Origin of the sequence: Corynebacterium otitidis ATCC 51513 (assembly GCF_000296405.1) — a bacterium.
Taxonomy (GTDB): Bacteria; Actinomycetota; Actinomycetes; order Mycobacteriales; family Mycobacteriaceae; genus Corynebacterium; species Corynebacterium otitidis.
Genome location: NZ_JH815194.1, coordinates 373,465 through 385,319, shown reverse-complemented (window position 1 = coordinate 385,319; position 11,855 = coordinate 373,465). Strand labels below are relative to the sequence as shown.

10 protein-coding genes and 1 tRNA gene are annotated in these 11,855 nt (G+C 72.5%); 7 read left to right on the top strand and 4 right to left on the bottom strand.

All coding sequences use genetic code 11. From position 1 onward, the window contains the following. A partial coding sequence (locus tag HMPREF9719_RS07120) for an LPXTG cell wall anchor domain-containing protein (RefSeq protein WP_004601317.1) occupies positions 1–208 on the top strand: 208 nt, incomplete at its 5' end. 103 nt (positions 209–311) lie between these two features. Here HMPREF9719_RS07120 and HMPREF9719_RS07115 read toward each other — a convergent pair. Continuing rightward, a complete protein-coding gene (locus tag HMPREF9719_RS07115) occupies positions 312–818 on the bottom strand; it encodes a universal stress protein (RefSeq protein ID WP_237737897.1) in 507 nt (168 codons plus the stop codon). 216 nt (positions 819–1,034) lie between these two features. Between HMPREF9719_RS07115 and HMPREF9719_RS07110 the strand changes: the two genes are divergently transcribed. The 3 genes from HMPREF9719_RS07110 to HMPREF9719_RS07100 all read left to right on the top strand — a co-directional run bounded on the left by HMPREF9719_RS07110 (position 1,035) and on the right by HMPREF9719_RS07100 (position 4,989). Then, a complete protein-coding gene (locus tag HMPREF9719_RS07110) occupies positions 1,035–2,156 on the top strand; it encodes a glycoside hydrolase family 3 N-terminal domain-containing protein (RefSeq protein ID WP_004601315.1) in 1,122 nt (373 codons plus the stop codon). A 65-nt stretch (positions 2,157–2,221) separates the two neighbouring features. Then, the gene (locus HMPREF9719_RS07105; protein WP_004601314.1) at positions 2,222–3,910 is read left to right on the top strand and encodes a VanW family protein; all 1,689 of its coding nucleotides are present in this window, start codon (positions 2,222–2,224) and stop codon (positions 3,908–3,910) included. Between the two features lie 155 nt (positions 3,911–4,065). Beyond that, positions 4,066–4,989, top strand: coding sequence for a hypothetical protein (locus HMPREF9719_RS07100; RefSeq protein ID WP_004601313.1), 924 nt, complete (start codon positions 4,066–4,068; stop codon positions 4,987–4,989). A gap of 132 nt (positions 4,990–5,121) precedes the next feature. On the opposite strand, the gene HMPREF9719_RS07095 is transcribed toward HMPREF9719_RS07100, so the two are convergent. Next, a tRNA-Gly gene (locus tag HMPREF9719_RS07095) sits at positions 5,122–5,195 on the bottom strand. A 132-nt stretch (positions 5,196–5,327) separates the two neighbouring features. On the opposite strand from HMPREF9719_RS07095, the gene dcd reads away from it, so the two are divergent. Together dcd and HMPREF9719_RS07085 are read left to right on the top strand one after the other, a co-directional pair. Then, the gene (gene dcd / locus HMPREF9719_RS07090; protein WP_004601312.1) at positions 5,328–5,891 is read left to right on the top strand and encodes a dCTP deaminase; all 564 of its coding nucleotides are present in this window, start codon (positions 5,328–5,330) and stop codon (positions 5,889–5,891) included. Between the two features lie 63 nt (positions 5,892–5,954). Next, a complete protein-coding gene (locus HMPREF9719_RS07085; RefSeq protein WP_004601311.1) occupies positions 5,955–7,286 on the top strand; it encodes a UDP-glucose dehydrogenase family protein in 1,332 nt (443 codons plus the stop codon). A gap of 55 nt (positions 7,287–7,341) precedes the next feature. Here the strand turns inward: HMPREF9719_RS07085 and HMPREF9719_RS07080 are convergent, their stop codons facing one another. Both HMPREF9719_RS07080 and HMPREF9719_RS07075 read right to left on the bottom strand, forming a co-directional pair. After that, on the bottom strand, positions 7,342–8,616 hold the full coding sequence (locus tag HMPREF9719_RS07080; RefSeq protein WP_004601310.1) for a pyridoxal phosphate-dependent aminotransferase: 1,275 nt from the start codon (positions 8,614–8,616) through the stop codon (positions 7,342–7,344). A 67-nt stretch (positions 8,617–8,683) separates the two neighbouring features. After that, positions 8,684–9,307 (bottom strand): DUF1707 SHOCT-like domain-containing protein, encoded by a 624-nt coding sequence (locus HMPREF9719_RS07075; RefSeq protein WP_004601309.1) that lies wholly within the window; start codon positions 9,305–9,307, stop codon positions 8,684–8,686. A gap of 238 nt (positions 9,308–9,545) precedes the next feature. On the opposite strand from HMPREF9719_RS07075, the gene HMPREF9719_RS07070 reads away from it, so the two are divergent. Continuing rightward, positions 9,546–11,798, top strand: a complete 2,253-nt coding sequence (locus HMPREF9719_RS07070; protein WP_004601308.1) for a 5'-nucleotidase C-terminal domain-containing protein — start codon at positions 9,546–9,548, stop codon at positions 11,796–11,798. Positions 11,799–11,855: the final 57 nt, after the last annotated feature.

The following is an 11,855-nucleotide window of genomic DNA, read 5'->3' as shown; positions in this document are numbered from 1 at the left end:
GAGCGGCGAGCCGCAGCAGCCGCGCGGCGCGCTCGACGAGGCCGCGGGCGCCGGGGACTCGGGCGCCACGGCGGCGCCCGGGGAGTACTCGCGCAAGTCCTCCCTCGCCTCGACCGGCGTGAGCGGGGTGCTCTCCGCGACGGCCATCGGGCTCGTCGCGATCGCGCTCGGCGGCATCGCGCTGCTCGCGGGCGCGCGCCGCAGCTAGCGGCGCCCCGCTAAGGGCCCTTTAGGGAATAAACGACGAAAAGACCGGCCCCGCGCGCCTCATCGAGAAGGCGCGCGGGGCCGGCGTCGTTGTCGGCCCGGGGCTAGCCCTCGGCCTGCCCCTCCTGCTCGGGCTCCTCCTCGATCGGCCGGTCGCCGTTGTCGGCCGGCGGCACGACGAAGACGGGGCACGAGGAGTTCTTGATGAGCAGCTCCGCGGTGGAGTTGCGCCACAGGCCCCGAATCCCGGTGGTGGCCTGCGTGCCGCAGACGATGACGTCCGGGCGCAGCTCGTAGGCGGCGTCGACGATCGCCGACCACGTCGACGTCGCGGACTCGACGAGGTGGGCGTTGGCCTTGAGGCCTAAGTCCTCGGCGGCGGCCGCGCCCTCCCTGAGGATCGCGAGCGCCGAGGTGTAGGCGGGGTCCTCGTTCTCCACGCTGGAGGTCCAGTCGCCCTGGTGCATGCCGGTGGCGCCGGCGCCGCGGGCCGCCTGCCGGTGGGTCGGCTCCCACGCGGTGAGCAGCTCGACGTGCGTGGGGCGCAGCAGCGCCGCGGCCTGGTCCAGCGCGCGGCGCGACTCCTCCGAGCCGTCGTAGGCGATTAGCATGGTGGTTCGATGCTCGGCGTCTGGCACGAGGAACCAGTCTCCTCTCCTCCACGGGGTCGCGGCCCGGGCGGCCGGGGCTTGTCGTTGGGGCCCGGCTGCGCCCGCGGCGCATAATTCTACGCGCCGCGCGTCGGCGCGTATCGGCGCTCGGGGGACGGGCCGCCCGCCGCGGCGATCCGGGCAGTAGCGAGAGACCTGCGAAGGGGAGGGACGTCCATGGCCAGCACCCGCGGCGCGGCCGCCGCCGCGCTTGTCGTCGGCGCGCTGGCGCTGAGCTCCTGCGGGGGCGGGGAGGAGCCCGCCCCCGCGACGGAGACGAGCACGTCGACGAGCACGGCGACCGCGACGTCGACGCCGCCGCCCTTCCCCGGCGAGGCGGAGCGCCGCGCGGCGATCGGGCGGCTCATGATCGTCCAGGTGCCGAACTTCGACGCGGCGGCCGCCGCGGTCGACGCGGGCGCCGGGGGCATCATCATCGGCAGCAACACCGACCCCGCGCTGCTCACCGAGCCGGGCCGGGACCTCGCGGCGCTCCACGAGCGGGCCGGCGGGGGCCTCGAGGTGGGCATCGACTTCGAGGGCGGGCCGGTGCAGCGCCTCCCCGAGATCATCGGCGACTACCCCTCGCCGCGGAAGCTCGCCGCGACGTCCTCCCCGGAGCAGGTCCTCGCCGTGGCCCGCGGGCTCGGGGAGCGGCTCTCCGACCTGGGCATCACGACGGACTTCGCGCCGGTCATCGACGCGGACATCAACGGCCTCTCAGTGGTGGGGGAGCGCGCCTTCTCTCCCGACCCGGAGGTCGCCGGGCGCTACGCCACGGCCTTCGCTCAAGGCCTCGCCGAGGGCGGGGTGAAGCCCGTCTACAAGCACTTCCCCGGCCACGGCGCGGCCTCGGGGGATAGCCACCTCGAGGAGGTCGTCACCCCGCCGCTCGAGGAGCTCAAGGCCGGGGAGCTGTCGGCCTACGGGCCGGCACTCTCCGCGGTGCCGAGCGCGGGCGTCATGCTCGGCCACCTCACAGTCCCGGGCTTAAGCACCGAAGGGCTGCCCACGAGCCTCGACCCGGCGGCCTACGAGCTGCTGCGCTCCGGCGACTACCCGGGCGGCCGGCCCTTCGAGGGCGTCGCCTACACCGACGACCTCGCGCAGATGATCGCCGTCGGGGAGTCCTTCAGCCCCGAGGAGGCCGCCGTCCAGGCGGTCGCGGCGGGCGCCGACCGGGTGATGTGGGTGACCGGCGACGTGACGAGCGCGATCGACGCGATCGACGAGCGCGTCGTCTCCGGCGAGCTCCCGTGGGCCGGGATCGAGGAGTCCGCGGCGAAGGATCGACCCTAGCCCGGGAACCGCGCGCGGGCCGGAAACTTGGCGAAAGCCCGGGCCAGGCGAAATACTTGTATACCGTGACTAACAACGGGACTGGGAGCGGCCGCACGGCCGCGAAGGTGGTGGCCTGGGTGCTCGGCGGCATCCTCGGCCTGCTCGTGCTCACCTACGTCATCGACGTGGCGGTGACCTCCGGCACCGTGCCGCGGGGCACGACCGTGCGGGACGTGGAGATCGGGGGCTTGAGCTACGACGAGGCCGAGGAGCGCCTCGAGAGCGAGCTCGGGGGCCTGGCCACCCAGCCCGTCGCCGCCGAGGCCGGCGAGCTTCGCGCCGAGTTCGTGCCCGAGGAGGCCGGGCTTGTGCCGAACTGGTCCGGCACCGTCGAGGCCGCCGGGCGCGCCTCCTTGAACCCGATCACCCGCATCAAGGGGCTCTTCGGCACCGTCGAGGTCGACGTCGTCACCGCCACCCAGGACGACCGGCTCGCCAGCGCCGCGGAGCGCGTCGCCGGGGAGCTCAGCCGCGAGATGCGCGACGCGGGCATCTCGCTCGAGGGCGGCGAGGTCGAGATCGTCGAGCCCGAGATCGGCCAGCGCGTCGACGCCGCCGACGCCGCCGACGCGATGGAGGAGCACTGGCTCGACGAGGGGGCCGTCTCCGTCGACTACGACGGCGAGGAGCCCAGCGTCGGCCGCGACGCCGCAGAGGAGGCCGCGAACGGCCCCGCCGCGCGCGCCGTGTCCGGCGAGGTGCGCGCCAAGGGCGCCGAGGACGTCGACGGCGTCATCCCCACCGAGCGGATGGGCGAGGTCGTCAGCTTCAAGCCCGACGACGGGCGCCTCAAGGCCGACGTCGACGTCGACGCCGCCCGCGGCATCCTCAACGAGAACCTCGGCGAGACCGAGAAGGAGCTGCGCAACGCGAACTACACCTCCTCCGGCGGGGAGCTCACCGTCACCCCGCACCAGGACGGGCGCACCATCGACTGGGAGAAGACCCTCGAGAACTTCCCCGAGCGCGTCATCGGCGACGCCGAGCGCGAGTTCGACGTCTCCTACGACGAGGAGAAGGCCAGCTTCACCACCGAGCAGGCCGAGCGCGCGACGTTCGACGAGGCGATGGGCGAGTTCACCACGAGCGGCTTCTCCCGCGACTCGGGCATTAATATCCGCCGCATCTCCGACGACGTGAGCGGCACCCTGCTTCTGCCGGGCGAGACGTTCTCCCTCAACGGCCGCACCGAGCCGCGCGGCAAGGCGCAGGGCTATGTCGAGTCCGGCATCATCCAGGACGGCCACGCCGACACCGCCGTCGGCGGCGGCATCTCCCAGTATGCGACGACGCTGTACAACGCCACGTACTTCGCTGGCCTCGAGGACGTCGCCCACACTCCGCACAGCTACTACATCAACCGCTACCCCGCGGGCCGCGAGGCCACCGTCTTCGAGGGCCAGATCGACCTGAAGTTCAAGAACCCCTTCGACATCCCCGTGCGCATCGAGTCCCAAGTCGACGGCAACAGCGTCACCGTGCGGATCATGGGCCAGAAGCAGGTCGACGTCGAGTCCGTCAACGGCGGCCGCTGGAACGAGACCCCGCCGCAGCGGCAGAACGTCGGCGGCGAGAACTGCCAGCCCTCCTCGGGCGCGCCGGGCTTCACCACCTCCGACACGCGCATCATCCGGGACCTCTCCGGCAACGAGATCTCCCGCGAGGAGACCACCACGGTCTACGACCCGCAGCCGATCGTCACCTGCTCCTAGCGCGGCAGCCCGCCGCGGCCCCGGAGCCCCGGCGGGGCGCGCCCGCGCGCCTCGGCCGGGGCGGGCGCTAGAGTCAGGGGGCGAACCTAAAGACCACATGTGCTGGCGCGGGGCGCGGCAGGCCCCGCGCCCCGCGCCGAGGAAGGGGCCGTGAGATGAGCCAGGGCGAGAGCCACTACGACCTGTACGCGAGCCTGGGGCTCGACCGGGAGAAGAGCGCCGCGGAGATCGCCGGGGAGCTCGACTCGCGGCTCGAGCGGCTGAGCGGCGAGGGCAAGACCGTCGCCGACCCCGCCTACGACGAAGCCTCGACCGCGCGCACCATCCTCGGCGACCCCCGCCGCCGGCGCCTTTATGACGAGCGGCTCGCCTCCCCGACCCCGCCGGCTATCGGCATCGACGAGCTGCGCGGCTTAGCCCAGCTCCCCGAGAGCGCCCTGCCCCCGCTCGAGGACGAGGACGAGAAGGACGCCCCCTCGGCCGAGTCGCCGGCCGACGCCTACTACGGCCAGCAGGCCCAGCAGCCTTACGCGGACCCGGCCACCGAGCAGTACCCCGCCACCGGGCAGCAGCAGCCCGGGCAGCCCGCCGCGCCGGCCGCGGGCCAGAGCGCGCTCCAGGGCGCGGCCGCGGACGTGCGCCAGCTGCCGCCGGTGGTGGCCGCGACGTTCTGGGTGGCCATCGGGCTCGCCGTCGTCGGCGCGCTGGGCTTCCTCATCGGCCTGTGGCAGATCGCGATCAACTCGAGCGGCGAGCGCTTCGTCGAGGGCGTCTTCGACTCCTCGTTCGTCCCGCCGTGGACGGGCTACCAGTTCGTCGTCGCCACGGTCGTCTCGGCCGTCGTCGGGGTGAGCGTGGCGCTGGCCATCGCGGGCTTCGGCGCGCGCCGGGAGCCGGTGGGGCTCATCGTCGGCGCGGGCGCGGCGATCGCGCTCGTGCTCGTCGGGCTGGTGAGCACCGCTATCGTCGGCGCCACCCCGCTGACGCTGGTGGGGCTCCTCCTGCTCGGCGGGACGGTCGCCCAGGTGGTGCTCCTCGCGCTGCCGCAGGTGCGCGGCTGGTTCGCGGCCCGCGCCTAAGAAGGCCCGGCCTCGCCGCCGCCCCCTAGCCCCGCGGACCCGGCCCCGCGGCACTGTTCCCGCGGGCGAGGGGCGGCGATACAAAAGAACCGGCCCCGGGTGGCTCTCGCCGCCCGGGGCCGGGGGTGTTCGTGGAGCCGATGACGGGAATCGAACCCGCGTATTCAGCTTGGGAAGCTGATGTTCTGCCATTGAACTACATCGGCATCGCGCCGGGTTTTGGGCTCTCGCCCGCCTGCGCGTACCCGGTGAAGTCTAGCACGGCCCGCGCCCTGCGATAAAAGCCCTGGGAGGAGGCGCCGCGTGAGGCTAGTGCCCGGCCCGGTTAGGCTGGGGGCGTGCTTCTCTCCGACCGCGATATCCGCGCCGCCGTCGAGGACGGCAGCTTCGCCATCGAGCCCTACGAGCCCGGGCTCGTGCAGCCCTCGAGCGTGGATATCCGCCTCGACCGCTACGTGCGGGTGTTTAACAACTCCCGCTACACGCACATCGACCCGAAGCTCGAGATGCCCGAGCTCACCACCCTCGTCGAGGTCGACGAGGGCGACTCGTTCGTGCTCCACCCGGGGGAGTTCATCCTCGGCTCCACGCTCGAGCGCGTCGGCTTGCCGGCGCACCTCGCGGGCCGGCTCGAGGGGAAATCCTCGCTGGGCCGGCTGGGGCTGGTGACCCACTCGACCGCGGGCTTCATCGACCCGGGATTTAGTGGGCACATCACCCTCGAGCTCTCCAACGCGGCGAACCTGCCCATCACCCTGTACCCGGGGATGAAGATCGGGCAGCTCGCGCTGTTCGCGATGTCTTCGCCCGCGGAGACCCCCTACGGTTCCGCGGAGCTCGGCTCGAAGTATCAGGGGCAGCGCGGGCCCACGACCTCGAAGGCGTATCTGAACTTCCGTTAGCGGTCCGCGGACGGTAGCCGGATAGTTAGGCCCCGTTCACCGCGGCCGGGCACAGTGGTCGCCATGCGAATCACGGTCATCGGAGCGGGCTACCTCGGCGCGACCCACGCCATCTGCATGGCGCGGTGCGGCCACGAGGTGCTCGCGGTGGACACCCAGCAGCGGCGCGTCGACGAGCTCGAGGCGGGCCGCCTCCCGTTCTACGAGCCCGGGCTGGGGGAGCTGCTCGCCACCGAGCGGGAGGCGGGCCGGATCCACTGGACGACCGACTACCAGCAGGCTGCCGAGTTCGCGCGGCTGCACTTCATCACCGTGGGTACCCCGCAGGTCAAGGGCGGGTTCGCGACGGACGTGTCCGCGGTGCGCGACGTCGTCTCCGACCTCGTGCCGAGGCTTTCCGGGCGCCACCTGCTGGTCGGGAAGTCGACGGTGCCGGTGGGCACCGCCTCCGAGCTGCAGGTCCTCGCCGACCTGCTCGTCGGCGACGACGCGGAGGTCGACGTGTGCTGGAACCCCGAGTTCCTCCGCGAGGGCCGCGCCGTGGCCGACACGCTCCACCCCGACCGCATCGTCGTCGGCTCGAGGACCGGCTCCGCGGCGGTGGAGGCGCTCCGGGAGGTCTACCGGGAGCAGATCGCCGAGGGCATCCCCTTCCTCGAGACGGACGTCGCCACCGCGGAGCTCGTCAAGACCGCCGCGAACGCGTTCCTCGCGACGAAGGTGTCCTTCATCAACGCGGTCGCCGACGTGTGCGAGGCGGGCGGCGCGAACATCGCGGAGCTCACCACCGCGCTCGGCCTCGACCCGCGCATCGGCTCGAAGTTCCTCCACGCGGGCCTGGGCTTCGGGGGCGGCTGCCTGCCGAAGGACCTGCGCGGGTTTATGGCGCGCGCGAACGAGCTCGGCGCGGACCACGCGGCGCGCTTCATGCGGGAGGTCGACTCCGTCAACCGCAACCGGCGCAGCCGAGTCGTCGACGACGTCGCAGCCCTCGTGCCGGATGGGCTCGCCGGGGCGCGGGTGTGCGTGCTCGGCGCGGCGTACAAGCCGAACTCGGACGACGTGCGCGACTCGCCGGCGCTCGCCGCGGCGGGCGCGCTCTCGCTCCGCGGCGCGGACGTCGTGGTCGTTGACCCGCGCGCCACCGCCAACGCGCGGCGCGCCTTCCCCACGCTCGCCTACCCCGAGACCCTCGAGGAGGCGCTGGGTGGCGCGGACGTCGTCGTGCTGGCCACCGAGTGGCGCGAATACCAGGAGATCGACCCCGAGTGGGCGGGCGGGCTCGTGCGGCGCCGCTGCGTCGTCGACGCGCGCGGCGCGCTGCCCGCCGCCGACTGGCTCGCCGCGGGCTGGACGCTGCGCGCGGTGGGCCGCGGGCTCGTCAAGGCCCGCTAAGAAACCCGCCCCGCAGCACCCGAGGGCGCGCGGGGCGGAAGGCTTCCGGGGAGGCCTACTGCTTGTAGCTGGAGAGGAAGTCCCCGAGCCGGTCGATCGCCTCGGCGAGCTCCGAGGCCCAGGGCAGCGTGACGACCCGGAAGTGGTCGGGCTCCGGCCAGTTGAAGCCGGTGCCCTGCACCATCAAGATCTTCGTGGCGCGCAGCAGGTCGAGCATGAGCTGCGTGTCGTCGTGGATGTCGTAGACCTCGGGGTCGAGGCGCGGGAACGCGTAGAGCGCGCCCTTGGGCTTCACGCAACTCACCCCGGGGATCTCGTTGAGCTTCTCGTAGGCCACGTCGCGCTGCCGAAGCAGCCGGCCGCCCTCACCGGTGAGCTCGTAGATCGACTGCCTCCCGCCGAGCGCGACCTGGATGGCGTGCTGGCCGGGCACGTTCGAGCACAGCCTCGTCGACGCGAGCAGTTCGAGGCCCTCGATGAAGCCGCGGGCGCGCTCCTTCGGGCCGGTGACGACCATCCAGCCCGCGCGGTAGCCGGCCACCCGGTAGGCCTTGGAGAGCCCGTTGTACGTCACGGTGACGAGATCCGGCGCGAGCGTGGCGAGCGAGTGGTGCACCGCCCCGTCGTAGAGGATCCGGTCGTAGATCTCGTCGGCGAGCAGCATGAGGTCGTGCTCCCTGGCGAGCCTCACGATCGCCTCGAGGGTCTCCTTCGAGTACACCGCCCCGGTCGGGTTGTTGGGGTTGATGACGACGATCGCCTTGGTGCGCTCGGTGATCTTTTGCTCGATGTCCTCGAGCGACGGGTTCCAGTCGTTGTCCTCGTCGCAGAGGTAGTGCACCGGGGTGCCGCCCGCGAGCGAGACCGACGCCGTCCACAGCGGGTAGTCGGGCGCGGGGATGAGCACCTCGTCGCCGTCGTTGAGGAGCGCCTGCGTCGTCATCCCGATGAGCTCCGAGACGCCGTTGCCGAGGAACACGTCGTCGATGTCGAACTCGGGGAAGCCGTCGATGAGCTCGTAGCGGGTGACGATCGCGCGCCGGGCGGGAACGATGCCCTTCGAGGTGGAGTAGCCCTGCGAGTGGGGCAGCGCGGCGATCATGTCGCGCATGATGACGTCCGGCGCGTCGAAGCCGAAGACCGCGGGGTTGCCGGTGTTGAGCTTCAACACGCGGTGCCCGTCGGACTCCATCCGCTCCGCCTCCGCGGCGACGGGGCCGCGGATCTCGTAGAGGACGTTCTTGAGCTTCTCCGACTGGTCGAACGTGCGGCGCCGCCGCGGCCTGCCGGGCTGGTGGTCCGAGGGAGTGGTCGTAGTCACGCCCACCATTGTGCCACCGCGAGGCTAGCCCGCCGGCATCCTCGGCGCGGCGATTCGGCCGCGACCCGGGGCGGCGCTAGTCCCGGTCCCGGCGCCGGGAGCGGCCGGTGGCCTGCTCGTGGAGGTAGTCCACGGCCGTGGATTTCAGCTCCTCGAGCTGCTGGGAGCGGCGCCGGCGCGCGGCGGCCTGTTCCTCGGCGAGCGCGGCGCGGTCGCGCTGGCGGCGCAGCTGGTCGGCGCGGCGCAGCTCCTTCATGCGGGCCTTGTGCAGGCTCCGCGGGGAGGGCGCGGACCACGAGCGCGGCCCGATCTTCGCGACGTAGAGCGCGACGATCACCGCCGGGATGATGAGCAGGAGCACCCACTGGCCGGTGACGATCGCCCCGGCGAGCGCGGCGATCGAGCTCAGCGCGGTGATCGCGGCGCGGGGTCGCTTGCCGCGGCGGCGCTGCTCGGCGATCTCCGTGGCGGTGTAGACGGCCTCGGACTCCTCCCCCGGCGAGCCGAGCTGAGCCGTGGGGTCGTCGGGCAGGTCCGCGAACGCGCCCGCCGCGTCGGCGCGGGTGGCGGCCGCCGCGATCTGGCGGCAGCGGGTGTCGTACTCGTCGACCGCGAGGCGCCCCTCGGCGAGCGCGGTCGCGAGCGAGGCGAAGAGCGTCTCGCGCTCGGCGTCGCTCAGCCGAAGATGGGGGTCCTCCACGGGTTCCGGAGTATAGCGGAGCCCCGCGCCGGCCGCCCCCGCGCGGAAAACCCCCGGTTACATTTAATGGAACTATTAGTGGCCGAATATAGACGAAGTTTATACCGGAAAGTATCGTCGGCAGATCGCTGGAAACCAGCAGGTGGATGACGTAATTTTGGCTGTGATCCGGCCGCGAGTCGGCGGGAATCAGGCTTTCTCTATCGGCACCACGCGAGAAAAAGGCGGTATATCTACAGTGAGTTCCATCAGGACCGGGCTGCGAGGCGTCGCGGCCGGCGTGGCGGCGCTTGCGGTGGCGGGCGGCGCGCTGGTCGCCGCCCCGCTCGCCGGGGCGCAGGAGGCGGGCGCGGTTCCCACCGGCCCGCAGCACGCCCACGGCGAGCCGAAGCGCCCCCAGGAGGGCGCCGAGCGCACCTTCCAGATCACCAACATCACCGACTTCCACGGGCACTTCTCCCGCACCGAGGACGAGCCCGGCGCGGCGCTGCTCAAGTGCCAGATCGACGAGGAGTCCCGAGGCAAGAACTCGGTGCTGACCTCCTCGGGCGACAACGTCGGCGGCACGCCGTTTAACTCCGCGATCCAGAACGACGAGCCCACCCTCGACATCCTCAACGCCCTCGGTGTCGAGGTGACCGCGGTGGGTAACCACGAGTTCGACCAGGGCTACGACGACCTCGTCGGGCGCATCGTGCCGCGCTCCGACTATCCGATCCTCGCGGCGAACGTCAACGGCCGCGACGAGGAGCTCCTTCCGGCGACGTGGTCGACGACGCTCGGTGGCCTGCGGGTCACGTTCATCGGCACGGTCACCGACGAGACCGCCCAGATCGTCGACCCCGCCGGCATCGCGGGCATCGAGTTCGCGGACGCGGCGAGCGTCACCCGCGAGATCGCCGACGAGATCAAGGCCGCCGACCAGGCGGACCTCGTGGTGAGCCTGATCCACGAGGGCGTTTCCGATCCCTCCGCCTTCGGCGAGAACGTCGATATCGTCTTCGCGGGTCACACCCACGTCGTCCCGCCGATCGACCCGAGCGTCTCCCCGCTGGTGCTGCAGGCGGGTAGCTACAGCGAGAACCTCGCGATCGTCGAGGGCGAGGTCGACGAGGCCGGCGAGGTGACCGTCACCCGCGCCGATGTGCTCGGTCCGGAGGAGATCGCCGCGTGCGGCGAGCCCGACCCGGAGATCGCGGAGCTCGTTGCCCAGGCCGAGGCTGCCGCCGAGGTCGAGGGGCAGCGGGTTGTCGCGACGATCGAGGAGTCGTTCTACCGCGGCACGCAGGAGGGCGCGCGGCCGGGCTCGAACCGCGGCACCGAGTCGACGCTGAACAACCTCATCGCCGACGTGGCGCGCGAGGGGATTACGAACAACACCGCGGTGACCGCGGATATCGGCCTCAACAATGCTGGCGGCGTGCGCGCCGACCTGCCGGCGGGGGAGATCACCTACGCCGACGCGTTCGCGGTGCAGCCGTTCAACAACGACGTCACCTACACCGAGCTCACCGGCGATCAGCTCTACCGCGCCTTCGAGCAGCAGTGGAAGGGCCCGGAGGCGGACCGCCCGGTGCTCAACCTCGGCGTGTCGAACAACGTCGACTGGACCTACGACCCGGCCAAGCCGCTGGGCGAGAAGGTCACGAATATCAATATCGACGGCAAGCCCGTCGACCGTGAGGCCACCTACACGGTCGCGGCGTCGACGTTCCTCCTTAACGGCGGCGACGGGTTCACCGCGCTGAGCGAGGGGCCGGACCTGCCCTCCACGGGGCTCATCGACGTGCAGCTGTTCATCGACTACCTCGAGGCGCACGCCGAGGACCTCACGCCGCGCTCCGGCCAGGCCGGGGTGGGCGTGACGATCACCGACGGGGAGCTGCGCGCCGGCTCCGAGGTGGAGCTCGCGCTGTCCTCGCTGATTTACAGCGTCGACCCGCGCGCCACCCAGGCGACCGTCGAGCTCGCGGGTGCCACCGCGAGCGCCGAGATCGACCAGTCGCTCGGCGAGCCGGGCCACGGCGAGGCCGGCACCGCGACGGTGCGGCTCACGCTGCCCGCCGACGCGGCGGGCGCCCACGTCCTGCGGGTCACGACCGACGCGGGCACCGACATCGGCCTGCCCGTCGAGATCGCCCCGGCCGAGGGCGCGGCCCCGCCGACCGACGGCCCGGGCACCGAGCCCGGCGCGACCGACGAGCCGACCGACGACGGCTCCGGGGACGGCCAGAACGACGGCGCCGCTGGCGACGAGCCGCGCGGCGACGCCACCCAGCCGGGCGAGGGCGACGCGGCGAGGAAGGACGGCGGTGCCACGGGCCAGCCGGCCCCCGCGCCGCGGGACGGCTCCGCGCAGGCGGGCGCCGGGAGCGGTTCGCTCGCCTCGACGGGCGTGTCCGGGGTGCTCGGCGTCCTCGCCTTCGGCCTCGCGCTGAGCGCGGCGGGCGCGGCCGGGCTGGTCGCCTCCCGGCGCCAGCAGGAGGCCTAAGGCCGAAACCCGAGAAAACGCGCTAGGGCGCGACGGCCGGCCCGGGCGGCGGGAACT

Excerpts from the sequence above, each read along its gene's own strand:
- HMPREF9719_RS07080 (WP_004601310.1), bottom strand. The coding sequence starts at position 8,616 with ATGGTGGGCGTGACTACGACCACTCCCTCGGACCACCAGCCCGGCAGG.
- HMPREF9719_RS07085 (WP_004601311.1), top strand. The coding sequence starts at position 5,955 with ATGCGAATCACGGTCATCGGAGCGGGCTACCTCGGCGCGACCCACGCC.
- HMPREF9719_RS07115 (WP_237737897.1), bottom strand. The coding sequence starts at position 818 with ATGCTAATCGCCTACGACGGCTCGGAGGAGTCGCGCCGCGCGCTGGAC.
- HMPREF9719_RS07110 (WP_004601315.1), top strand. The coding sequence starts at position 1,035 with ATGGCCAGCACCCGCGGCGCGGCCGCCGCCGCGCTTGTCGTCGGCGCG.
- HMPREF9719_RS07100 (WP_004601313.1), top strand. The coding sequence starts at position 4,066 with ATGAGCCAGGGCGAGAGCCACTACGACCTGTACGCGAGCCTGGGGCTC.